Source organism: Streptomyces sp. HUAS YS2 (assembly GCF_033343995.1).
Lineage (GTDB): Bacteria > Actinomycetota > Actinomycetes > Streptomycetales > Streptomycetaceae > Streptomyces > Streptomyces solicathayae.
In genome coordinates this window covers 5,835,607-5,856,965 of record NZ_CP137573.1, presented here as the reverse complement: position 1 = coordinate 5,856,965, position 21,359 = coordinate 5,835,607, and the positions used below count along the sequence as shown (strand labels likewise).

Here is a 21,359-nt window from a genome sequence, read left to right as displayed (position 1 = left end):
ATGGCCGACGACGTGTTCGTGCTGGGCGGGACCGAGTTCTCCTCCCGGCTGATCATGGGGACGGGCGGCGCGCCCAGCCTCGACGTCCTGGAACGCTCGCTGGTGGCGAGCGGGACGGAGCTGACGACGGTGGCGATGCGCCGCCTCGACCCGACGGTGCAGGGCTCGGTCCTCTCCGTCCTGGACAGGCTGGGCATCCGGGTGCTGCCGAACACGGCGGGCTGCTTCACGGCGGGCGAGGCCGTGCTGACGGCCCGGCTCGCCCGGGAGGCGCTCGGCACGGAGTGGGTCAAGCTGGAGGTCGTCGCCGACGAGCGGACCCTGCTGCCGGACGCGGTGGAGCTGCTGGACGCCGCCGAGACGCTGGTGGACGACGGCTTCACCGTGCTGCCGTACACCAACGACGACCCGGTCCTCGCGAAGAAGCTGGAGGACGTGGGCTGCGCGGCGATCATGCCGCTGGGCTCGCCGATCGGCTCCGGCCTGGGCATCCGCAACCCGCACAACTTCCAGCTGATCGTCGAGCAGGCCGGCGTGCCGGTGATCCTGGACGCGGGCGCGGGCACCGCGTCGGACGCGGCCCTGGCGATGGAGCTGGGCTGCGCGGCGGTGATGCTCGCCTCGGCGGTCACCCGCGCCCAGGAGCCGGTCCGGATGGCGTCCGCGATGCGGTACGCGGTGGAGGCCGGCCGGCTGGCGTACCGGGCGGGCCGCATCCCCCGCCGCCACTTCGCCGAGGCGTCCTCCCCGCACGAGGGCCGCGCCGCGCTCGACCCGGAGCGGCCGGCGTTCTGAGGCCCCCGCGCGTCACAGCTGCGCTGCAGTGCCGCTGTGACGCGCGGAGGGGCTCCGGACGGCTCGTAGACTCGACGCCGTGGACACGACCCTCAAGGACCCTTCCCCTAGCCCTTCGGGCTGGGGAGGCCCCAACGTCGGACAGCTGCTCGACGGCCGCTACCGCGTCGACGCGCGCATCGCCGTCGGCGGGATGGCCACCGTCTACCGGGCCATGGACACCCGCCTCGACCGCGTGCTCGCGCTGAAGGTCATGCACCCCGACCTCGCCACCGACGCGTCGTTCGTCGAGCGGTTCATCCGCGAGGCGAAGTCCGTCGCCCGGCTCTCGCACCCCAACGTGGTCGGCGTCTTCGACCAGGGCGCGGACGGCGCGTACGTGTACCTCGCCATGGAGTACGTGGCCGGCTGCACGCTGCGCGACGTGCTGCGCGAGCGCGGCGCGCTGCAGCCGCGGGCCGCGCTGGACGTCCTGGAGCCGGTGCTCGCCGCGCTCGGCGCCGCCCACCGGGCCGGGTTCGTGCACCGGGACATGAAGCCGGAGAACGTCCTGATAGGGGACGACGGCCGGGTCAAGGTCGCCGACTTCGGTCTCGTACGGGCCGTCGGCTCCACCACGAACACCACCGACACCGTCCTCGGCACCGTGTCCTACCTCGCCCCGGAGCAGATCGAGCACGGCACCGCGGACACCCGCGCCGACGTGTACGCCTGCGGCGTCGTGCTGTACGAGATGCTGACCGGCGGCAAGCCGCACACCGGCGACACCCCCGCCCAGGTCCTCTACCGGCACCTGAACACGGACGTCCCGGCCCCGTCCGCCGCCGTGCCCGGCCTCGCCCTCGAACTGGACGAGCTGGTCGCGGGCGCGACCGCCCGGAACCCCGACGTCCGCCCGTACGACGCGGTGGCGCTGCTGGCGTGGACCCGGGAGGCCCGCGCCACCCTCACCGACGAGCAGCTGGACCTGGTCCCGCCGCAGGCGCACCCCGAGGCGGAGCCCACCGACACGGACGACCGCACCACCGTCATCCCGCGGCCCTCCGCCACCTCGCGGCTCGCCGCGCCCCCGCCGGAGCCCCCGGCGCCCGCCCCGGCCCCCGGGCCCCTTCCGGCGTTCCGGCGCCGCGGCCCGCTCGTCGCGGTCCTCGCGGTGCTGCTCGTCCTCGGGATCGGCTCCGGCGTCTGGTACATCAACTCCGGGCAGTTCACCCGCGTCCCGAGCGTGCTCGGCCGGACCGAGGCCGAGGCCACGAAGCGGCTCGCCGACTCCGGGCTCGACGTCGCCTCGACCAAGCGCGCCTTCAGCGACGCGTACGCCCGCGGCACCGTCATGGACACCGACCCGGACCCGGGCGAGCGGATCCGCGGCAACGACGCGGTGACGCTGACGATCTCCCGCGGCCCCGAGATCGTGAAGGTGCCGAACCTCAAGGGCAAGCGTCTCGCCGAGGCGAAGAAGCTGCTGGCCGCCGACGGCCTGGTGCCCGGCGTGATCACCCAGGCGTTCAGCCAGGACATCCCGCAGGGCGCGGTGATCAGCTCAGACCCGGAGCCGGGCACCGAGCGCCGCCCCGACTCCGCCGTCGCCCTGGTCGTCAGCAAGGGCGTCCCGGTCGACGTCCCGGACGTCACCGGCGAGTCCGTCTCCGAGGCCACCACGACCCTCCGTGACGCCGGGCTGAAGGTGAAGGTCGCCCCCGAGCAGGTGTTCTCCCCCGAGGCGGCCGGCTCGGTCGCCGCCCAGTCCCTCGCCGAGGGCAGCCGGGCGGCCGCGGGTGACGTGATCACTCTGACCGTCTCCAAGGGCCCCCGCATGATCACGGTCCCCGACGTCACCGGCAAGGACGTGGACGAGGCGCGGGCGGCCCTGGAGGGCCTGGGCTTCGAGGTGAAGGTCCAGCGGACCTTCCCGTACCTCGGGACGACCGTCGCGAGCCAGGACCCGACCGGCACCGCCCCCGAGGGCAGCACGATCACCCTCAAGACCAAGGGAATCTAGAGACTCATGCGCAACCCCGTCGGCGGCCACGTCCCCGTGGCCGGCGGCCTCGCCAAGGTCGGCCTGGGCTATGCCCGCGAGCTGCGCGCCGAGACCGTCCAGGTCTTCGTCGCCAATCCGCGCGGCTGGGCGACCCCGCCGGGCAACCCGGCGCAGGACGAACTGTTCCGCGAGCAGTGCGCGGCCGAGGACATACCCGCGTACGTGCACGCCCCCTACCTGATCAACTTCGGCTCGCACACCGAGGCCACCGTGGACCGCTCCGTCGAGTCGCTGCGTCACTCGCTGCGCCGGGGCCGGGAGATCGGGGCGCTGGGCGTGGTCGTGCACACGGGCTCCGCGACCGGCGGCCGGCCGCGCGCGGAGGCGCTGGCGCAGGTACGGGAGCGGATGCGGCCGCTGCTCGACGAGCTGACGCACGACGACGACCCGTTCCTGCTCCTGGAGTCCACGGCCGGCCAGGGATCCTCGCTCTGCTCCCGCACCTGGGACTTCGGCCCGTACTTCGAGGCCCTGGACCACCATCCCAAGCTGGGCGTCTGCCTCGACACCTGCCACATCTTCGCGGCAGGCCACGACCTGGCGGGCCCGCACGGCATGATCCAGACGCTGGACCTGCTGGTGGAGACGGTCGGCGAAGGACGCCTGAAGCTGATCCACGCCAACGACTCCCAGGACGTCGTCGGCGCCCACAAGGACCGGCACGCCAACATCGGGGCGGGGAACATCGGCGCGGAGCCGTTCCGCGAGCTGATGAAGCATCCGGCCACCGAGAACGTGCCCTTGATCATCGAGACTCCGGGCGGCCGGGAGGGTCACGCCGCGGACATCGCGCGGCTGAAGGAGCTCCGCGACTGAAATTCCTGTTGAGGAATACCCCAGGGGGGTATACGGTTCCTGCTGTACGCAGGAACCGCTACCTGACGTTGGGGGCCTTCTCATGCAGCACGAAACGCACGCGGCGCACGACCGGCACGGCCACGAGGGCCACCACGACCACGCCCAGCACGCCCAGCACGCCCAGCACGCCGGTCACGACCACACCGCGCACGCGGGCCACGACAACCACGGTGCGCACGCCGACCACGGCGCGCACGCCGGACACGACGCCCACGCCCATCACCAGCACGGCGGCAAGGTGTCCTGGGCGATGGCCGCGCAGGCGACGCTGCACTGCCTCACCGGCTGCGCCATCGGCGAGATCCTCGGCATGATCATCGGCACCGCGCTCGGCTGGGGCAACATGCCGACGATGGCCCTCGCCATCGTCCTGGCGTTCTTCTTCGGCTACGCGCTCACCCTGCGCGGGATCCTGAAGGCCGGGGTCGACTTCAGGACCGCCTTCAAGGTCGCGCTCGCCGCCGACACGCTGTCCATCGCGGTCATGGAGATCATCGACAACGGCGTCATCGCCCTGTGGCCCGGCGCCATGGACGCGCACCTGACCGACGCGCTGTTCTGGATCGTCCTCGCCATCGCGCTCGGCGCGGCGTTCGTCCTCACCACTCCGGTCAACAAGTGGATGATCGGCCGCGGCAAGGGCCACGCCGTGGTCCACCAGTACCACCACTGACCATCGGTCAGCGACGAATCGGGCGCCGGTCAGAGTTCGGGACCGTCGCCCGGTTCTTCCTGGTACGAGTACCGCTGCTCGGTCCACGGGTCACCGATGTTGTGGTACCCGCGCTCCTCCCAGAAGCCGCGCCGGTCGGCGGTCATGTACTCCACGCCGCGGACCCACTTGGGCCCCTTCCAGGCGTACAGGTGCGGCACGACGAGCCGCAGTGGGAAGCCGTGTTCGGCGGTGAGCAGCTCGCCGTCCTTGTGGGTGGCGAAGATCGTGCGGTCCGAGTCGAAGTCGGAGAGCCGCAGATTGGCGCTGAAGCCGTACTCGGCCCAGACCATGACGTGGGTGACGTTCGGCGCCGGCGGGGCGAGTTCGAGGATCGTCCGGGCGGGCACCCCACCCCATTCGGCCCCCACCATGCTGAATTTCGTGACGCAGTGCAGATCGGCAACCACCGTGGAGAACGGCAGGGCCGAGAACTCCTCGTGGTTCCAGCAGCGCTTCTCGCCGTCCGCGGTCGCGCCGAAGACCCGGAACTCCCAGCGGTCCGGCTTGAACCGCGGCACCGGGCCGTAGTGGGTGACCGGCCAGCCGCGCTGCAGCCGCTGCCCCGGAGGAAGTTCCGACTGCCCTGCTTCCCGCTCTCCGCTGTCCGGCTGACCCATGTCATCCATGGTGACAGACCGGGAGGGGTGGTCATGACCAGGGCGCACCCCAACCGGGCAAGAGCTACTAAGCGTGTACTTACTGGACGCTCCCCATCCCCGGTGCGAGGATGCGCCCATTCTGCCCAGTGACATGCGTGGAAGGAGCCGCTGCGATGCAGGGCGACACCGAAGTCCTCGAGTTCCTCAACGAGCAGCTGACCGGTGAACTGACGGCCATCAACCAGTACTGGCTGCATTACCGCATCCAGGACAACAAGGGCTGGACGAAGCTCGCGAAGTACACCCGCGAGGAGTCCATCGACGAGATGAAGCACGCGGACAAGCTGACCGAGCGCATCCTGATGCTCGACGGCCTGCCCAATTACCAGCGGCTCTTCCACGTGCGCGTCGGTCAGACGGTCAAGGAGATGTTCGAGGCGGACCGGCAGGTCGAGGTCGAGGCGATCGACCGGCTGAAGCGCGGCATCGAGGTCATGCGGGCCAAGAACGACATCACGTCCGCCAACCTCTTCGAGGAGATCCTGGCCGACGAGGAGCACCACATCGACTATCTCGACACCCAGCTGGAGCTGATCGAGAGCCTGGGTGAGGCGCTGTACATCTCGACGCTGATCGAGCAGCCGAGCTGACCGGCCGAGCGGCGGCTCAGGCGGCTTCGGAGAGGCCCTCAGGGGACGAGGTGAGGGCCGGCAGCCCCTGCTCGACCAGATCCCGTCGCGGACAGTTGCCGCGCCCGAGAATGGCCTGAATGCGCCGTACACACGAGCCGCAGTCGGTTCCGGCCTTGCAGGCGGAGGCTATCTGGCGAGGGGTGCAGGCGCCCGCGTCCGCGTGCTCCTTGACCTGCTTCTCCGTCACGCCGAAGCACGAGCAGACGTACACGCGGTTCACCTCCCGCCGAGATCGATAAGGCTAACCTAACCTTACCCGGCGACCCTCAGGTGTAAAGACCGGAAAAGACTGTGGGGCGCGGATCACATGGATCCGCGCCCCACAGTCGTAGGAAGCTACTTACTGATCGCGGTACATCTCCGCCACCAGGAAGGCCAGGTCCAGCGACTGGCTGCGGTTGAGCCGCGGGTCGCAGGCCGTCTCGTAGCGCTGGTGCAGGTCGTCGACGAAGATCTCGTCGCCGCCGCCCACGCACTCCGTGACGTCGTCGCCGGTGAGCTCCACGTGGATGCCGCCCGGGTGGGTGCCGAGCTCCTTGTGGACCTCGAAGAAGCCCTTGACCTCGTCGAGCACGTCGTCGAAGCGGCGGGTCTTGTGGCCCGAGGCCGCCTCGAAGGTGTTGCCGTGCATCGGGTCGGTCACCCAGGCGACGACCGCGCCGGAGGCGGTGACCTTCTCGACGAGCTCCGGGAGCTTGTCCCGGACCTTGTCGGCGCCCATGCGGACGATGAAGGTCAGCCGGCCCGGCTCGCGGTCCGGGTCCAGGCGGTCGATGTACGTGAGCGCCTCGTCGACCGAGGTCGTCGGGCCCAGCTTGATGCCGATCGGGTTCGCGATCTGCGAGGCGAACTCGACGTGGGCGTGGTCGAGCTGGCGGGTGCGCTCACCGATCCAGACCATGTGGCCGGAGGTGTCGTACAGCTTGCCGGTGCGCGAGTCGGTACGCGTGAGGGCGCCCTCGTAGTCGAGCAGCAGCGCCTCGTGGGAGGCGTAGAACTCGACCGCGCGGAACTCGGCCGGGTCGGTGCCACAGGCCTTCATGAAGTTCAGCGCGTTGTCGATCTCGCGCGCCAGCTGCTCGTAGCGCTGGCCCGACGGGGACGACTTCACGAAGTCCTGGTTCCAGGCGTGCACCTGGCGCAGGTCGGCGTAACCGCCGGTGGTGAAGGCGCGTACCAGGTTGAGCGTGGAGGCGGACGCGTTGTACATCCGCTTCAGGCGCTCGGGGTCGGGAACACGGGCCTTCTCGTTGAAGTCGAACCCGTTGACGGAGTCGCCGCGGTAGGTCGGCAGGGTCACCCCGTCGCGGGTCTCGGTCCCCTTGGAGCGGGGCTTCGAGTACTGCCCCGCGATGCGGCCGACCTTCACCACGGGCACGGAGGCCGCGTAGGTGAGGACGGCGCTCATCTGGAGCAGCGTCTTGAGCTTGGCCCGGATGTGGTCGGCGGACACGGCGTCGAAGGCCTCGGCACAGTCGCCGCCCTGGAGCAGGAACGCCTCGCCACGGGCGACGGCTCCCATCCGGGCGCGCAGCTGGTCGCACTCGCCGGCGAAGACGAGCGGAGGATACGACTCGAGGTCCGCGATCACATCGCGCAGAGCCTCGGCATCGGGGTACTCGGGCTGCTGCGCCGCGGGCAGGTCTCGCCAGGTCGCCTTGGCGACGGCGTGGGATTCAGCGTTCACGGTCACGCATCCCACAGTACGTGTCGAATTGCTCCGTCCACGCCAGTGACCGATGGATGAGACGGACCTGACTCGAATCATGCGTTACGATCACCCCCATGTTCGCGCAGACGACCCAGAACTGGTGGTGGACCGCTCATCCGGCGGCCCACTGACTGCGCGTACACCGACACACGCGAAGGCCGCCCGAGGGGCGGCCTTCTTCGTTTTCCCGGGCCGTTCCTCCCTCACTCCGATGGAAGGAACGCACGCATGGACCTGTCCCGTCTGCTGGACGACTCCTGCCCCCCGTTCGCCCTGCTGCGCCGCCGCACCCCGGGTCGCGACCACGACACCGTCGAGGTGCTGATCGGCGCGGTGCACGAGGCCGAGCGCCTCGCCGACCTGCCCGTACGGGAGCTGCCGACGCTGGCGCTCGTGCCGTTCCGGCAGATCCGCGAGCGCGGCTTCGACGTCCGTGACGACGGCACGCCGCTGTCGGTGCTGGTCGCCGAGGAGGCGTACGAGCTGCCGCTCGCCGACGCGCTCGCGCAGCTCCCGACGCACGACGTGCGGGTGGAGGGCGGCGGCTTCGACGTCTCCGACGAGCAGTACGGCCGGATCGTGCGGCGGGTGATCGACGAGGAGATCGGCTCGGGCGAGGGCGCGAACTTCGTGATCCGCCGCACCTACACCGGCGAGATCCCGGGCTTCGGGCGGGCCGACGCGCTCGCCCTGTTCCACCGGCTGCTGGCGGGTGAGCGGGGCGCGTACTGGACGTTCGTCGTGCACACCGGGGACCGGACGCTGGTCGGGGCGAGCCCCGAGGTGCACGTCCGGATGTCGGGAGGCACCGTCGTGATGAACCCGATCAGCGGGACGTACCGCTACCCGGCCGGGGCCGCGCCGACGCCCGAGGACCTGCTGGAGTTCCTCGCCGACCGCAAGGAGACCGAGGAGCTCTCCATGGTCGTCGACGAGGAGCTGAAGATGATGTGCACCGTCGGCGACATGGGCGGGGTGGTGATCGGGCCACGGCTCAAGGAGATGGCGCACCTCGCCCACACGGAGTACGAGCTGCGCGGGCGGTCGTCGCTGGACGTGCGGGAGGTGCTGCGCGAGACGATGTTCGCGGCCACCGTCACCGGGTCCCCGGTGCAGAACGCCTGCCGGGTGATCGAGCGCCACGAAGTCGGTGGGCGGGGCTACTACGCGGGTGCGCTGGCGCTGCTGGGGACGGACGCCAACGGGGCGCAGACCCTGGACTCCCCCATCCTGATCCGGACGGCGGACATCGCGGCGGACGGGACGCTGCGGGTGCCCGTCGGGGCGACGCTGGTCCGGCACTCCGACCCGGCGTCCGAGGTCGCCGAGACGCACGCGAAGGCAGCGGGCGTGCTGGCCGCTCTGGGGGTGCGGCCGGGGAGGCCGGCCGAGGCGACCGGGCCCGTACCGCCGCGACTGGCGGACGATCCGCGGGTGCGGGCCGCGCTTGACGCCCGGCGGGCCGACCTGGCGCCGTTCTGGCTGAAGATGCAGGTCCGATCCGCGGAGCTGACCGGGCACGCGCTGGTGATCGACGCCGAGGACACCTTCACCGCGATGCTGGCGCATCTGCTGCGCTCCTCCGGCCTGGAGGTCTCGGTGCTCCGCTACGACGAGCCGGGGCTGCGGGAGCTGGCGCTCGCGCACGAGGGCCCGGTGGTGCTGGGCCCGGGGCCGGGCGACCCGGGCGACGCGGCCGACCCGAAGATGCGGTTCCTGCGCGGCCTGACCGCCGATCTCGTCCGGGACCACCGTTACGGTCTGCTCGGGGTCTGCCTGGGGCACGAGCTGATCGCGGCGGAGCTGGGGCTGGACATCGTCCGCAAGCGCACGCCGTTCCAGGGGGCGCAGGTGCGGATCGATCTGTTCGGGCAGGAGCAGACGGTCGGCTTCTACAACAGCTTCACCGCCCGCTGCGACGACCGGACGGCCACCGAGCTGGCGCTGCACCGCATCGAGGTGAGCCGGGACGCGGAGACCGGCGAGGTGCACGCGCTGCGCGGGCCCGGCTTCGCCTCCGTGCAGTTCCATCCGGAGTCGGTGCTGACGATGGACGGGGCCGCGGTGACGGCCTCGCTGCTGGCGGGGGTGCTCGTCTAGTCGTCGCCCTCCTGGACGACGGCGGCCGGGACCAGGACGTTCTCGCCGCGCCGGCCCGCGGTGTGGTCGAGGACGTTCTGGAGGGTCGCGGCGACGATCTGGGCGACCGCTTCCTCGGTGTAGTACGCCTGGTGCGAGGTGACGACCACGTTGGGGAAGGTGACCAGCCGGGCGAGGGTGTCGTCCTCGACGACCTCCAGGGACCTGTCCTGGAAGAAGAGCCCGGCCTCCGCCTCGTACACGTCGAGCCCGACGCCGGTGAACCGGCCCGCGCGCAGCTCGCCGACGAGGGCGTCGGTGTCGATCAGGCCGCCGCGGCTGGAGTTCACCAGGATCGCGTCGTCCTTCATCGACTTGAGGGCGCGCCCGTCGACGAGGTGCCGGGTGGCCGGTGTCAGCGGCACGTGCAGGCTGATCAGGTCGGACTCGGCGAAGAGCCGTTCCTTGTCGGTGTACGTCATGCCGAGGGCGACGCAGACCGGGTTCTCCGTGATGTCCCAGCCGAGCAGCCGGGTGCCGAAGCCGTGGGCGATCCGGGTGAACGCCTCGCCGATCCTGCCGGTGCCGAGCACGCCGACCGTGCTGCCGTGCAGGTCACGACCCATGAGCCCGTCGAGCCGGAAGTCGAAGTCGCGGGTCCGGGTGGCGGCGCGCACGATCCGCCGGTTGACCGCCATGGCCAGCGTCCAGGCGAACTCGGCGACCGAGTACGGGGAGTAGTGCGCGACGCGGGCGACGGTCAGGCCCAGTTGCTGGGCGACGCCGAGGTCGATGTTGTTGAAGCCGGTGGAGCGCTGGGCGATCAGTTTCGTACCGCCGGCGGCGAGGGTGCGCAGCACGCGAGCGCCGAGGTCCGCGTTGACGGACGTCGAGACGATCTCGTAGCCGGCCGCGATCGGCGCGGTGTCCTCGTTGAGGAAGACGTCCAGACAGCGCACCTCGTGGTGGCCCTCGAAGGCGGCCTCCAGCAGCGGCTTCTCGTCGGCCTGTACGCCGAATGCCAGGATCTCCACGACGCCCCTCCGGGGTTTGTGCCGTATTTGTCCGGTCACCGGCGAATATACGACCACCCCGGAGGAGGCGCGCGGGCCACGGCCCGGGCGTCAGCCGAAGAAGACGCCGACCTCCTGGTAGAGCGCGGGGTCGACCGTCTTGAGCTTCGCGGTGGCCTCGCCGATCGGGACGCGGACGATGTCCGTGCCGCGCAGGGCGACCATCTTGCCGAAGTCGCCGTCCCGGACCGCGTCGATGGCGTGCAGCCCGAAGCGGGTGGCGAGCCAGCGGTCGAAGGCGCTCGGGGTGCCGCCGCGCTGGACGTGGCCGAGGACCGTGGTCCGGGCCTCCTTGCCGGTGCGCTGCTCGATCTGCTTGGCCAGCCACTCGCCGACGCCGGACAGCCGGACGTGCCCGAAGGAGTCCAGCGTGCCGTCCTTGAGGACCATGTCCCCGTCCTTGGGCATCGCGCCCTCCGCGACGACGACGATCGGCGCGTACGAGGCCTTGAACCGGGAGGTCACCCAGGCGCAGACCTGCTCGACGTCGAAGCGCTGCTCGGGGATGAGGATGACGTTCGCCCCGCCGGCCAGGCCGGAGTGCAGCGCGATCCAGCCCGCGTGCCTGCCCATGACCTCGACGACCAGGACCCGCATGTGGGACTCGGCGGTGGTGTGCAGCCGGTCGATGGCCTCGGTGGCGATGCCGACGGCGGTGTCGAAGCCGAAGGTGTAGTCGGTGGCGGACAGGTCGTTGTCGATGGTCTTGGGCACGCCGACGCAGGGCACGCCGTACTCGTCGGAGAGCGTGGCCGCGACCCCGAGGGTGTCCTCGCCGCCGATCGCGATCAGCGCGTCGATCTCGGCCTTGGCGAGGTTGTCCTTGATCCGGCGGATGCCGTTCTCCTCGCGCAGCGGGTTGGTGCGCGAGGAGCCGAGGACGGTGCCGCCGCGCGGCAGGATGCCGCGGACGGCGGGGATGTCGAGCGGCACGCTGTAGCCCTCCAGCGGGCCGCGCCAGCCGTCCCGGTAGCCGGTGAACTCGTAGCCGTACTCCTGCACGCCCTTGCGGACGATGCCGCGGATGACCGCGTTGAGGCCGGGGCAGTCGCCGCCCCCGGTCAGTACTCCGACCCGCATGGAAGGTCCCTTCGCCGTCGTGGGTGACGTATGCGGGTCACGCTAGTGTGACCCGCGTCACCACAGACACGGCAGGAAAGGTGAATTCCGGGCAGATCGACGGCAGTTGACCGCCCTATTTCCACTCGATCGAGTGAAAGGTCGTCAGGCGTCGTCGAGACCGCGCTCGATGGCGTACCGGACGAGCTCGACCCGGTTGTGCAGCTGGAGCTTGCCGAGGGTGTTCTGGACGTGGTTCTGCACGGTCCGGTGCGAGATCACCAGGCGCTCGGCGATCTGCTTGTAGCTCAGACCCTTGGCGACCAGCCGGAGCACCTCGGTCTCCCGCTCGGTGAGTTGCGGGGCCTTCGGCTCGTCCCTGCCCTCGGCCGGCGCGGGTTCGGAGGCGAGCCGGCGGTACTCGCCGAGGACGAGCCCGGCCAGGCCAGGGGTGAAGACCGGGTCGCCGACGGCGGTACGGCGCACCGCGTCGAGGAGTTCCTCGGTGCTGGCGGACTTCAGCAGGTAGCCGGTGGCGCCGGACTTCACCGCCTCGAGGACGTCGGCGTGCTCGCCGCTCGCCGAGAGCACCAGGACCCGCAGCGTCGGGTCGGCACCGACGAGCTCCTTGCACACCTGGACGCCGGGCTTGGCCGGCAGGTTGAGGTCGAGGACCAGGACGTCGGGGGCGGCCGCGTGGGCACGGCGCACGGCCTGCTCGCCGTCGCCGGCCGTGGCGACCACGTCGAAGCCGTTCTCGGCGAGGTCGCGGGCGACCGCGTCCCGCCACATCGGGTGGTCGTCGACGACCATCACCTTGATCTGCTGCTGTTCGCTCATCGTCCGCGTCCTGCCTTCCCCCGTCCGTCACGGGAAGCCCGTGGAACCTTCAACTCGACCTCCGTGCCCTGGCCGGGGACCGAGATCAGCTCGGCGGTGCCGCCGATGTCGCGCAGCCGGCCCCGGATGGAGAGGGCGACGCCCATCCGGCCCTCGCCCTCGGCCTGGTCGAGCCGCCCCTCCGGGATGCCCGGCCCGTCGTCCCGGACGGTGACGATCACCTCGTCCGTCCAGTCCTCGACCAGGATCCACGCCCGGGCGTCCGGCCCGGCGTGGACCGCCACATTGTCCAGCGCGGCGCCGACGGCCGCGGCCAGTTCCCGGGCGGCGGCCGGCGGCAGCGGCACCGGGGCGCCGGGGTCCGCCAGGCTGACCTTCGCCCCGGCGCGGGGGGCGAGCAGGGTGCGCAGGTCGACCGGCGTGTCGTCGTCCGCGTCCGGCTCCTCGACGACCCGTACGACGGCTCCCTCCGACTCGTCCTCGGAGACCAGGGACGGCCGGGTGAGCCCGCCCGCGACCAGGGTGCGCAGGGCGATCTCCTGCTCGCCGGCCATCCGTCCGAGCTCGGCCGCCTCGCCGCCCAGCGCGGTGCCGCGACGCTGCACCATGGCGAGGACCTGGAGCACGCTGTCGTGGATGTCCCGGGCGAGCCGCTCCCGTTCACGGTTGGCGGCCTCGATCTCCAGGGCGCGGGCGAGGGTGCGCTCGGAGGCGCGGGCGACCTCGACGATGTAGCCGACGGCGACGGAGGCGACCCACACCAGGAGCACGTTGTGCAGGGTGTCGAGGCTGGGCGTGCCGCGCTCGACGAGGTTGGCGGCGGCGATCAGCGAGGAGGCGAAGGCCGCCCAGCGCCAGCCGCCCTTGATCGCGTACGCGAGGGCCACGCCGGCGGTCCATATGGACGGCAGGGTGGGCCCGTCGATGCTCTGTGCCTGCTCGTCGGCGAGCGGGGTGAGCAGGATGCCGGTGAGCGCGACGGTGAGGTCGACGGCCAGGAACCGCTTGGTGCAGCGGATCGCGCCGGACACCTGGGGCAGCGTGGCCAGGGTCCAGACGCACATCACCGCGAGGAACGCGATCGCGACCCAGGGGTGCTCGAAATGGTCCCGGCCGAAGACGAACAGCAGGACCGCGTAGATCATCGTCAGGACGCGGTAGCCGGTGAGCGCGCGCCACAGCGGCTGCTCGACCGACATGCGCACGACACGCTCGCGCTTGGCCATCTCCCCCACCCCCCGGCACCCCTCGCGGGGAGCTACGCGCCGGACTCTTCCCGCGCGGCGATCTCTTCCTTCACGGCCTCCTTGGCCGCCTTCTCGGCATCCGCGATCTGCCGCTTGGCGGCGGTCGCGTAGATGTCGACATACTCCTGCCCCGACAGCTTCATGATCTCGTACATGACCTCGTCGGTCACCGAGCGGAGGATGAAGCGGTCCGCCTCCATGCCCTGGTAGCGGCTGAAGTCGAGCGGCTTGCCGATCCGGATCCCCGGGCGCATCAGCTTGGGAACCACCTTGCCGGGCGGCTGGATCTTCTCGGTGTCGATCATCGCGACCGGGATCACCGGGGCGCCGGTCGCCAGCGCGACGCGCGCCAGGCCGCCGGGCTTGCCGCGGTAGAGCCGGCCGTCCGGGGAGCGCGTGCCCTCCGGGTAGATGCCGAACAGCTCGCCGCGCTCGATGACCCCGATACCGCTCCTGATGGCGGCCTCGCCGGCGCCGCGGGCGCCCGAGCGGTCCACCGGCAGCTGGCCGACGCCCTTGAAGAAGGCGGCGGTCAGCTTGCCCTTCACACCGGGCGAGGTGAAGTACTCGGCCTTGGCGATGAAGGTCACCTTGCGGTCCAGGACCGCCGGCAGGAAGAAGGAGTCGGAGAACGACAGGTGGTTGCTGGCGAGGATCGCCGGCCCCTCGGCGGGAATGTTCTCGAGGCCCTCCACCCAGGGCCTGAAGGCGAGCTTCAGCGACCCTCCGATGGAGAACTTCATTGCGCCGTAGATCAAGACCAGTCCTCCTGTGTTCCGTCGGTCGAAACCTTAACCCGTGCGGGCCCGCGCTCCCCCGCACGGGGGCGCGACGGCCCTGGTCGGTGTCGGTCCCGTCGCGTACGGTGAAGGCACCGTACGCACAGTCCCGTACAGCCCCGTTCAGCCCGTACTCCCGCGCACTCCCCCGTACGTCCCACCAGACCTCACGAACAGGAGACCGAGGTGCCGGTCCTTCCTGGAGCCGAGCCGTACCGCCACGAGGGCGGAGAGGTCGGCGTCCTTCTCTGTCACGGTTTCACCGGATCCCCGCAGTCGCTCCGCCCCTGGGCCGAGTACCTGGCCGAGCGCGGCCTCACGGTGTCGCTGCCGCTGCTGCCCGGGCACGGCACACGCTGGGAGGACATGCAGGTCACCACCTGGGAGGACTGGTACGCGGAGGTGGACCGGGCCCTGGAGGAACTGCTCGCGCAGTGCAGGACGGTCTTCGTCTTCGGACTCTCCATGGGCGGCGCGCTGTCGCTGCGGCTCGCGGCGAAGCACGGCGACCGCATCGCCGGCCTCGTCGTCGTCAACCCGGCGAACAAGGTCCACGGCCTCTCGGCGTACGCCCTTCCGGTCGCCCGGCACCTGGTGCGGACGACGAAGGGGCTCGCCAGCGACATCGCCAAGGAAGGCGTGGCGGAGGTCGGCTACGACCGGGTGCCGCTGCACGCCGCGCACTCGGTGCGGAAGTTCTTCCGGATCGTCGACAAGGAGTTGCCGCAGGTCACGCAGCCGATGGTGCTGCTGCGCAGCCCGCAGGACCACGTGGTCCCGCCGGCCGACTCGGCGCGGATCCTCAGCCGGGTGTCGTCCACGGACGTCACGGAGATCGTGCTGGAACAGAGCTACCACGTGGCGACGTTGGACCATGACGCGGAGCGCATCTTCGAGGAGAGCTGGGCCTTCATCGGCCGGCTCGCCACGGGCGTCGGGACGGCGAAGGGAAGCACGAGCGGTGGCTGAGCAGCAGGACGGCGGCGAGCGGGAGCCGCAGCCGATCGACGAGGAGGCCGCGTGGGCGGCGATCGTCGCCGGCTACGGCGAGGAGCCTGCCGACCCGCCGGGCGCGAAGCCCTTCAGGTCGGTGGAGGATCTCGCGCTGCCCGCGTACGAGGAGGGCTCCGACGAGACGGAAGCGGACTCCGGCTCCGCCGAGGACGACGACGCGGATGAGGACGGGGACGAGGACGAGGACAGAGCCGTCGACGGGAAGGCGGCCGGGGACACCTGGAAGCCCACCCTCGGCAGCTCGATCGTCTTCGCGCCCGGCGTCGGCCCGGGCGCCGGCCCGCGCGACTACTCGATCGCCGAGCCGGACGACGAGCCGGTGGCGCGCAAGAAGAGCAAGGGCGACGACGAGGACGACGAGGGCCACTTCGTCCCCCCGGAGCCGCCGCCGCTGCCGGAGGCCGACGCGACGACGAAGTTCGCCTGGATCGGCGTCATCGGCGGCCCGGTCCTGATGCTGCTCGCGGTCCTCTTCCAGTGGGAGATGACCTGGTGGCTGACGACGGTGTGCGTGGTCGGCTTCCTGGGCGGCTTCGCCACGCTGGTGGGCCGCATGAAGCACGACGACGATGACGACGGCCACGACGACCCGGGCCGCGGCGCGGTCGTCTGAACCACCGGACGCCGGCGCTCGCACCGCTCGGCGCCGGGGCGCCTCCCCGGCTTCGGCCGGCTGCGCCGGACTCCGTCCGCCGACGGGGTCCTCGGCCCCGTCAGCCCGTTACCCCGCCGGCACCCGCAGGGCGGCCAGGACCGGGAGACGGGCTGGATCCTTCCGACGCCGGCGCTCGCACCGCTCGGCGCCGGGGCGCCTCCCCGGCTTCGGCCGGCTGCGCCGGACTCCGTCCGCCGACGGGGTCCTCGGCCCCGTCAGCCCGTTACCCCGCCGGCACCCGCAGGGCGGCCAGGACCGGTAGATGGTCCGTGGCCGCCTTCAGGTCCGTGTCCGTGACGCCGGGGAGGTCGGTGGGGACGCCGCAGCCGAGGACCTCGACGCCGGGCGTGGCGAAGATCCCGTCGATCCGGCGGCGCGGGTCGCCCGGCGTGAACGTGTACTCGCCGCCCCAGGGGCGTACCGCCCGGCAGTCCTGGAGCTCGGTGGCCAGCCGTCGGAAGCTCCGACCCTCCGGGCGTTCGTTGATGTCCCCGGCGACGATGCCGTGCGGGACGTCCATGGCCTTCAGGTGGTCCAGGAGCATCCCGGTCTGGGCGTACCGCTCCTCGTCCTGCAGGCTGAGGTGACAGCTGATCAGCCCGAGCCGGGCACCGGCGATCCGTACGACGGCGGTGGCCAGGCCCCGCCGGTGCAGCCCGGGGGTGCGCGGCAGCAGCACGTCCTCGGTGCGTTCCACGGTGGCCCGGAGCGAGCACAGCAGCAGCGGGCCGGCGGCCGTCCCGCCGCCGCTCAGGATGAGCAGTTCGCTCCTGGCGGCGAGCCGGGCGGCGTGCTTGCGCCAGCGGAAGAAGACCGGCGCCTCCTGGACGAAGACCAGGTCGGGCGCGCAGGCGCGGACGACCCGGACGAGCGCGTCCTCGTCGTCCTTCAGTGAGCGGACGTTGTAGCTGAGCACCCGGAGCACGGCCGAACCGTCCGCCTCGGTCCGGGAGTCGGGCAGCGCGGAGTTCCCCATGTCCGGCAACATACGACACGTCGCCCGCCGCACCCAGAGGGCACGACGGGCGGGTGACGGTGCGTCGGGTGCGAGCCGGTCAGCCCTGGCGGGCCAGGTCGGCGGCGCCGACCAGTCCGGCCTTGTTGCCGAGCCGCGCCGCGAGGACCTGGGCGTGCGGGCGCCACTGGGCACCGATCAGCCAGCGGCGGAAGGACTTCCGGATCGGGTCGAGGACCAGCTCGCCCTCGTCCGAGACGCCGCCGCCGACGATGAACGCGGAGGGGTCGAAGAGCGATGCCAGGTCGGCGAGGCCGGCGCCGGCCCAGCGGGCCAGCTCGCGGAAGGAGTCCACGGCGACCGGGTCGCCCTGCCGGGCCGCCGCGCTGATGTGCTTGCCCTCGATGCCCTCGGGCGTGCCGTCGCCGAGCCCCAGCAGGATCCGGGCGTGCTCCGGGGTCGCGCTCGCGCGCTGCTTCGCGTATCGGACGAGGGCGCGGCCGGAGGCGTACTGCTCCCAGCAGCCCTGGCTGCCGCAGCCGCACAACAGGCCGTCCGGGACGACCCGGATGTGCCCGAACTCCGCCGCCACGCCGAAGCGTCCCCGGCGCAGCTTGTTGCCGATGATGATGCCGCCGCCGAGGCCGGTGCCGAGCGTGATGCAGATGACGTCGTCGTGGCCCTGGCCGGCGCCGAAGCGGTACTCGCCCCAGGCGGCGGCGTTCGCGTCGTTCTCCACGACGACGGGCAGCCCGACCCGCTGCTCGACCTTGTCCTTGAGCGGCTCGTGCCGCCAGTCGATGTTCGGCGCGAAGAGGACGGTGGCGCGCTTGTCGTCGACGTAGCCCGCGGCGCCGATCCCGACCGCCTCGATCTGGTACCCCTTGCCGGCCTCGGAGACCGCGGCGCAGATCGCGTCGACGATGCCTTCGGCGGTCGGCGGGGTGGGCACCGTGTGGGTGTCGAGGATCTTGCCGTCTTCGTCGACCACGCCGGCCGCGATCTTCGTTCCGCCGATGTCGACGCCGATGGTGAGTCCCATGTGTCCCTCAGTATTCGGTCGAGCCCCGCTAGGGCCAACCGTACCCGAGGGGGCCGGTCCTCCCGGTCAGTCCAGGTCGATGCTCTCGCCCGGTCCGGGGCCCTCCTCGCGCGGGTCGTCGCGCGGGTCGTTCTTCTCCGGGGCGCCCGCGCCGCGGGTCCAGCGGCTTTCCTGCCCCTCGACGGCGGAGCGGTACGCGGCGAGCAGTTCGTTGCCGGCCGCGGCGAGGTGGTCGAAGACCTGCGGGTTGCGCTCGATGACCGGCTCGACGACGGCCTTGGCCTGCTCGACGAACTGCTGGACGGCGCCCTGGGCGGCCATGCCCATCAGCGGTGACTTCAGCCCGGAGACCTTGTCGGCGACGGCCTCGAAGAGCCTGCGGAACTCATCGGCGGCCGAGCCCGGCTCCTGGCCGGCGGCGGCGCGGCGGCGGGCCTTCTCGGCCTCCAGGTCCTCGGCGCAGGCCCTGGCCCAGGCGTCCGAGTCGACGGAAGGACGCTCGGTGGCATCGCTCATGACGCTCTCCTCGGACGGGCCTCGTGGCGGGTTGTGCCGGGTTGCCGGTTTCTACGCTCGACGTTACCCGAACGGCGGCATCCCGTTCACGGGGTCCGCTCGGACGGAACGGCGTCCTTCGGCCACAGGCCGGGGTCGGGCGTGAAGCGGATCCGCAAGAAGCCGTCGACGAGCGCGGCGCCGGAGACGGTGCAGCGGCGCAGGACCGGGGCGAGCGGCAGGACGCGCCGGAACGGGCCGACACCGAGGAGCAGTTCGTCGCCGCGGCGGACCAGCGAGATGTCCCGCTTGGCGGCGCCGGGCACGGGCAGCCGCCAGGTGAACACGCCTCCGGGTTCGGCCGGGTCCTCGATCGCCGCGCGGGGAGCCGGGACGAGCCCCGGGTCGGGTGCGTCGGTGCCTTCGCCCGGGGCGAGCAGGGCAAGGTCCTCGGGACCGCGCGGGGCGCGGCCGAGGTGTGGGACTTCGTGCACGGAGCCGTACGCGGCGCGCAGGCTCTCCAGGTGGGTGCGCTGCTGTGCGGCGAGCCCGGCCAGCCACGGGTCCGGGGAATCGGCGGGCAGAAGGCGGTTGGCGACGACCCGGTCGACGGTGCGGCCGTGCAGGGCGAGGCCGAGGCGGGCGGTGCGCAGGGCGTCGTCGGCGGCCGGTCCGGGTTCGGCGACGACGCGTACGGAGGTGCTCGGCGCGTCGACGACGGCCTGTACGGCGGCGAGCTCGGCCTCCCAGCGGGCGGCGGTCCCGTACAGCCACTGGGCGGGCATGGGGACGCCCGCGAGCTGGGCCAGCATCGGGCGCAGCGCGCGGGCGGCCTGCCGCTCCGGCGGCAGGATCCGGCGCAGGTAGCGGCGGAGCTGCTCGGGCAGGGCGAGCAGGGCGACGGCCTCGGGGAGCGGCGGGAGGTCGGCGACGACGAGGTCGTGGTCTCCGGCGGCGGCCGTGCGCAGGGCGCGGAGCAGGGCGAACTGGGTGCTGCCGGGCAGCTCGGTCAGCTCCGCGTCCTCGAAGGGCACCGCGCCGAGCAGATCGAGCGCGGCGGCGGACCGGCTCTGGAGGGCGAGGAACTCCCGCCGGAAGTCGGCGGCGGGGTCCGGGCGGAGGAGGGCCGGCCCGGGGACGCCGTCCGCACCTTCGCCGAGGACGGCGTCGGCCTCGGCCGAGACCAGGAGCACCCGGCGTCCGGCCCGGGCCGCGGCGAGCGCCGTGGCCGCGGCGACGGTGGTGCGGCCTGAGCCGCCGGGGCCGGTGACGAGGATGATCCGCATGGGGTGACGGTACCGAGGCCCGGCGGAGCGCCGCGCGGCGGTCTTACGCGCCCGACTCCACGCGCTTCTTCAGGCCGGCCAGGGCGCGGTCGATGATGACCTTCTCCGCCTTGCGCTTGATCATGCCGAGCATGGGGATCTTGACATCGACCGTCAGCTGGTAGGTGACCTCGGTGCGGTCGCCGCCGCCCGTCGCCTTCAGCCGGTACGAGCCGTCGAGCGCTCGCAGCATCTGGGACTTGACCAGCGTCCAGCTGACCTCGTCGTCGCCGGTCCAGGTGTACGCCAGGGTGTGGTCGTCCTTGATGGCACCCGCGTCGAGGAGCAGCCTGACCTTTTCCGCGCGGCCGGCCTTGTCCGTCTCCAGGACCTCGGCCTCCTTCACCTCGCCGGTCCACTCCGGGTAGCGGGCGAAGTCGGCGATCACGCCCATGACGTCGGCCGGGGCCGCCTCGATGGTGATGCTCGAGCTGGTGTGTTCCGCCATCGCGGTGGCTCCTCGAGTGAGCGAAGGAAGAGGACGGACGAAGGCTATCGCGTGGCCCTCCGTCCCCGCCCCACCGCCCGGGGCGTCACCACTCCAGGGCCCACGGCCGTCCCGTCGCGGCGAAGTGACCGACGTTCACGCACTCCGTCGCGCCGATCCGCATCCGCCGGGCCAGCGGCTGGTGCACGTGCCCGAACAGGGCGTACTTCGGGCGGGTGCGCCGTATCGCCGCGAGCAGCGCCCCGCTGCCGCGCTCGAAGCGCCGGGCGACGGTGTCGTAGGTGAGCTCGGGGACCTCCGGCGGGATGTGCGAGCAGAGCACGTCGACCTCGCCGAGGGCCTCGACCTTCGCCGCGTACTCCTCGTCGGAGACCTCGTACGGGGTGCGCATCGGGGTGCGCAGCCCGCCGCCGACGAAGCCGAAGACGCGGCCGCCGATCTCCACCCGCTCGCCGTCGAGGACGGTGGTGCCGGGGCCGGCGTACTCCGGCCAGAGGCCGGGGATGTCGACGTTGCCGTACGTGGCGTACGTCGGGGCGGGGAAGGCGGCGAACAGCTCGGCGTACTGGCGGCGTACGGCGAACTCGATGGCGGTGTCGCGGTCGATGTCGAGGTCGGCCCACAGGCTGCGGCCCAGGTCACGGGCCTCTTCGAAGCGGCGGGCGGTGCGCAGCGCCACGATTCTGTCGGCGTTCTCGACCCCGAAGAGATCGGGGAAGATCCCGCGCGAATGGTCGGCGTAGTCGAGGAAGAGGACCAGGTCACCGAGGCAGACCAGCGCGTCGGCCCCGTCCCCCGCCTTGGCGAGGGCCTCGCTGTTGCCGTGCACGTCACTGACCACATGGACTCGCATGTCCCACACCTTAGGGCGTCGGACCTGCGGTTACTTGGGAGTCGTGAGAGCTGTGGATTACTGTGCGCGAAGCACAACCAC

Annotated in this window: 23 protein-coding genes; 9 read left to right on the top strand and 14 right to left on the bottom strand. The window is 71.9% G+C overall.

Annotated features, from left to right (window positions below):
• The 4 genes from R2D22_RS27135 to R2D22_RS27120 all read left to right on the top strand — a co-directional run bounded on the left by R2D22_RS27135 (position 1) and on the right by R2D22_RS27120 (position 4,370).
• A complete protein-coding gene (locus R2D22_RS27135) occupies positions 1-795 on the top strand; it encodes a thiazole synthase (protein ID WP_318107301.1) in 795 nt (264 codons plus the stop codon).
• A 79-nt stretch (positions 796-874) separates the two neighbouring features.
• The gene (gene pknB, locus R2D22_RS27130; RefSeq protein ID WP_411977083.1) at positions 875-2,797 is read left to right on the top strand and encodes a Stk1 family PASTA domain-containing Ser/Thr kinase; all 1,923 of its coding nucleotides are present in this window, start codon (positions 875-877) and stop codon (positions 2,795-2,797) included.
• 6 nt (positions 2,798-2,803) lie between these two features.
• Positions 2,804-3,655, top strand: a complete 852-nt coding sequence (locus R2D22_RS27125; RefSeq protein WP_318107300.1) for a deoxyribonuclease IV — start codon at positions 2,804-2,806, stop codon at positions 3,653-3,655.
• A gap of 82 nt (positions 3,656-3,737) precedes the next feature.
• The gene (locus R2D22_RS27120; protein ID WP_318107299.1) at positions 3,738-4,370 is read left to right on the top strand and encodes a DUF4396 domain-containing protein; all 633 of its coding nucleotides are present in this window, start codon (positions 3,738-3,740) and stop codon (positions 4,368-4,370) included.
• A gap of 29 nt (positions 4,371-4,399) precedes the next feature.
• Here R2D22_RS27120 and R2D22_RS27115 read toward each other — a convergent pair whose 3' ends face one another.
• Positions 4,400-5,029, bottom strand: a complete 630-nt coding sequence (locus tag R2D22_RS27115) for a sulfite oxidase-like oxidoreductase (protein ID WP_318107298.1) — start codon at positions 5,027-5,029, stop codon at positions 4,400-4,402.
• A 155-nt stretch (positions 5,030-5,184) separates the two neighbouring features.
• Here R2D22_RS27115 and bfr point away from each other — a divergent pair, with 155 nt between their 5' ends.
• A complete protein-coding gene (gene bfr, locus R2D22_RS27110; RefSeq protein WP_318107297.1) occupies positions 5,185-5,661 on the top strand; it encodes a bacterioferritin in 477 nt (158 codons plus the stop codon).
• A gap of 16 nt (positions 5,662-5,677) precedes the next feature.
• Here the strand turns inward: bfr and R2D22_RS27105 are convergent, their stop codons facing one another.
• Both R2D22_RS27105 and R2D22_RS27100 read right to left on the bottom strand, forming a co-directional pair.
• Positions 5,678-5,923 carry a (2Fe-2S)-binding protein gene (locus tag R2D22_RS27105; protein WP_318107296.1) on the bottom strand — a complete coding sequence of 82 codons (246 nt, stop codon included), beginning with the start codon at positions 5,921-5,923 and terminating at the stop codon, positions 5,678-5,680.
• 120 nt (positions 5,924-6,043) lie between these two features.
• The gene (locus R2D22_RS27100; protein WP_318107295.1) at positions 6,044-7,396 is read right to left on the bottom strand and encodes a class II 3-deoxy-7-phosphoheptulonate synthase; all 1,353 of its coding nucleotides are present in this window, start codon (positions 7,394-7,396) and stop codon (positions 6,044-6,046) included.
• A 92-nt stretch (positions 7,397-7,488) separates the two neighbouring features.
• Here R2D22_RS27100 and R2D22_RS36155 point away from each other — a divergent pair, with 92 nt between their 5' ends.
• Positions 7,489-7,545, top strand: a complete 57-nt coding sequence (locus tag R2D22_RS36155) for a trp operon leader peptide (RefSeq protein ID WP_078513512.1) — start codon at positions 7,489-7,491, stop codon at positions 7,543-7,545.
• Between the two features lie 97 nt (positions 7,546-7,642).
• Positions 7,643-9,514 carry an anthranilate synthase family protein gene (locus tag R2D22_RS27095; protein WP_318107294.1) on the top strand — a complete coding sequence of 624 codons (1,872 nt, stop codon included), beginning with the start codon at positions 7,643-7,645 and terminating at the stop codon, positions 9,512-9,514.
• On the opposite strand, the gene R2D22_RS27090 is transcribed toward R2D22_RS27095, so the two are convergent.
• From R2D22_RS27090 to R2D22_RS27070, 5 genes are all read right to left on the bottom strand, one after another.
• Positions 9,511-10,527: a 2-hydroxyacid dehydrogenase gene (locus R2D22_RS27090; RefSeq protein ID WP_318107293.1), complete on the bottom strand. Its 1,017-nt coding sequence runs from the start codon at positions 10,525-10,527 to the stop codon at positions 9,511-9,513. The genes R2D22_RS27095 and R2D22_RS27090 overlap by 4 nt on opposite strands.
• A gap of 90 nt (positions 10,528-10,617) precedes the next feature.
• Positions 10,618-11,646: a 6-phosphofructokinase gene (locus R2D22_RS27085; protein ID WP_318107292.1), complete on the bottom strand. Its 1,029-nt coding sequence runs from the start codon at positions 11,644-11,646 to the stop codon at positions 10,618-10,620.
• 144 nt (positions 11,647-11,790) lie between these two features.
• Positions 11,791-12,465, bottom strand: coding sequence for a response regulator transcription factor (locus R2D22_RS27080; protein WP_318107291.1), 675 nt, complete (start codon positions 12,463-12,465; stop codon positions 11,791-11,793).
• Complete coding sequence (gene macS, locus R2D22_RS27075) at positions 12,462-13,691, bottom strand: MacS family sensor histidine kinase (RefSeq protein WP_318107290.1); 1,230 nt, start codon at positions 13,689-13,691, stop codon at positions 12,462-12,464. Before macS ends, R2D22_RS27080 begins: the two co-directional genes overlap by 4 nt.
• 32 nt (positions 13,692-13,723) lie before the next feature.
• Positions 13,724-14,455: a lysophospholipid acyltransferase family protein gene (locus R2D22_RS27070; protein WP_318110005.1), complete on the bottom strand. Its 732-nt coding sequence runs from the start codon at positions 14,453-14,455 to the stop codon at positions 13,724-13,726.
• 222 nt (positions 14,456-14,677) lie between these two features.
• Between R2D22_RS27070 and R2D22_RS27065 the strand changes: the two genes are divergently transcribed.
• Together R2D22_RS27065 and R2D22_RS27060 are read left to right on the top strand one after the other, a co-directional pair.
• Positions 14,678-15,460, top strand: coding sequence for an alpha/beta hydrolase (locus R2D22_RS27065; protein ID WP_318107289.1), 783 nt, complete (start codon positions 14,678-14,680; stop codon positions 15,458-15,460).
• On the top strand, positions 15,453-16,118 hold the full coding sequence (locus R2D22_RS27060) for a hypothetical protein (protein WP_318107288.1): 666 nt from the start codon (positions 15,453-15,455) through the stop codon (positions 16,116-16,118). Before R2D22_RS27065 ends, R2D22_RS27060 begins: the two co-directional genes overlap by 8 nt.
• A gap of 265 nt (positions 16,119-16,383) precedes the next feature.
• Here the strand turns inward: R2D22_RS27060 and R2D22_RS27055 are convergent, their stop codons facing one another.
• The 6 genes from R2D22_RS27055 to R2D22_RS27030 all read right to left on the bottom strand — a co-directional run bounded on the left by R2D22_RS27055 (position 16,384) and on the right by R2D22_RS27030 (position 21,278).
• Entirely contained in the window at positions 16,384-17,136 is a 753-nt protein-coding gene (locus tag R2D22_RS27055; RefSeq protein ID WP_318107287.1) for an endonuclease/exonuclease/phosphatase family protein, read from the bottom strand.
• A 79-nt stretch (positions 17,137-17,215) separates the two neighbouring features.
• Positions 17,216-18,157, bottom strand: coding sequence for an ROK family glucokinase (locus R2D22_RS27050; RefSeq protein ID WP_318107286.1), 942 nt, complete (start codon positions 18,155-18,157; stop codon positions 17,216-17,218).
• A gap of 66 nt (positions 18,158-18,223) precedes the next feature.
• Positions 18,224-18,673 carry a DUF5304 domain-containing protein gene (locus R2D22_RS27045; protein WP_318107285.1) on the bottom strand — a complete coding sequence of 150 codons (450 nt, stop codon included), beginning with the start codon at positions 18,671-18,673 and terminating at the stop codon, positions 18,224-18,226.
• Between the two features lie 86 nt (positions 18,674-18,759).
• Entirely contained in the window at positions 18,760-19,938 is a 1,179-nt protein-coding gene (locus tag R2D22_RS27040) for an ArsA family ATPase (protein ID WP_318107284.1), read from the bottom strand.
• A gap of 43 nt (positions 19,939-19,981) precedes the next feature.
• Positions 19,982-20,425: an SRPBCC family protein gene (locus R2D22_RS27035; protein WP_318107283.1), complete on the bottom strand. Its 444-nt coding sequence runs from the start codon at positions 20,423-20,425 to the stop codon at positions 19,982-19,984.
• A gap of 85 nt (positions 20,426-20,510) precedes the next feature.
• Complete coding sequence (locus R2D22_RS27030) at positions 20,511-21,278, bottom strand: metallophosphoesterase family protein (protein ID WP_318107282.1); 768 nt, start codon at positions 21,276-21,278, stop codon at positions 20,511-20,513.
• Positions 21,279-21,359 lie beyond the last annotated feature (81 nt).

Coding starts and splice junctions, on each gene's coding strand:
- R2D22_RS27055 (WP_318107287.1), bottom strand. CDS start 17,136: ATGGGGAACTCCGCGCTGCCCGACTCCCGGACCGAGGCGGACGGTTCG.
- R2D22_RS27035 (WP_318107283.1), bottom strand. CDS start 20,425: ATGGCGGAACACACCAGCTCGAGCATCACCATCGAGGCGGCCCCGGCC.
- R2D22_RS27095 (WP_318107294.1), top strand. CDS start 7,643: ATGGACCTGTCCCGTCTGCTGGACGACTCCTGCCCCCCGTTCGCCCTG.
- R2D22_RS27080 (WP_318107291.1), bottom strand. CDS start 12,465: ATGAGCGAACAGCAGCAGATCAAGGTGATGGTCGTCGACGACCACCCG.
- bfr (WP_318107297.1), top strand. CDS start 5,185: ATGCAGGGCGACACCGAAGTCCTCGAGTTCCTCAACGAGCAGCTGACC.
- R2D22_RS27040 (WP_318107284.1), bottom strand. CDS start 19,938: ATGCGGATCATCCTCGTCACCGGCCCCGGCGGCTCAGGCCGCACCACC.
- macS (WP_318107290.1), bottom strand. CDS start 13,691: ATGGCCAAGCGCGAGCGTGTCGTGCGCATGTCGGTCGAGCAGCCGCTG.
- R2D22_RS27135 (WP_318107301.1), top strand. CDS start 1: ATGGCCGACGACGTGTTCGTGCTGGGCGGGACCGAGTTCTCCTCCCGG.
- R2D22_RS27050 (WP_318107286.1), bottom strand. CDS start 18,157: ATGGGACTCACCATCGGCGTCGACATCGGCGGAACGAAGATCGCGGCC.
- R2D22_RS27045 (WP_318107285.1), bottom strand. CDS start 18,673: ATGAGCGATGCCACCGAGCGTCCTTCCGTCGACTCGGACGCCTGGGCC.
- R2D22_RS27070 (WP_318110005.1), bottom strand. CDS start 14,455: ATGAAGTTCTCCATCGGAGGGTCGCTGAAGCTCGCCTTCAGGCCCTGG.
- R2D22_RS27120 (WP_318107299.1), top strand. CDS start 3,738: ATGCAGCACGAAACGCACGCGGCGCACGACCGGCACGGCCACGAGGGC.
- R2D22_RS27125 (WP_318107300.1), top strand. CDS start 2,804: ATGCGCAACCCCGTCGGCGGCCACGTCCCCGTGGCCGGCGGCCTCGCC.
- R2D22_RS27085 (WP_318107292.1), bottom strand. CDS start 11,646: ATGCGGGTCGGAGTACTGACCGGGGGCGGCGACTGCCCCGGCCTCAAC.
- R2D22_RS27115 (WP_318107298.1), bottom strand. CDS start 5,029: ATGGGTCAGCCGGACAGCGGAGAGCGGGAAGCAGGGCAGTCGGAACTT.
- R2D22_RS27030 (WP_318107282.1), bottom strand. CDS start 21,278: ATGCGAGTCCATGTGGTCAGTGACGTGCACGGCAACAGCGAGGCCCTC.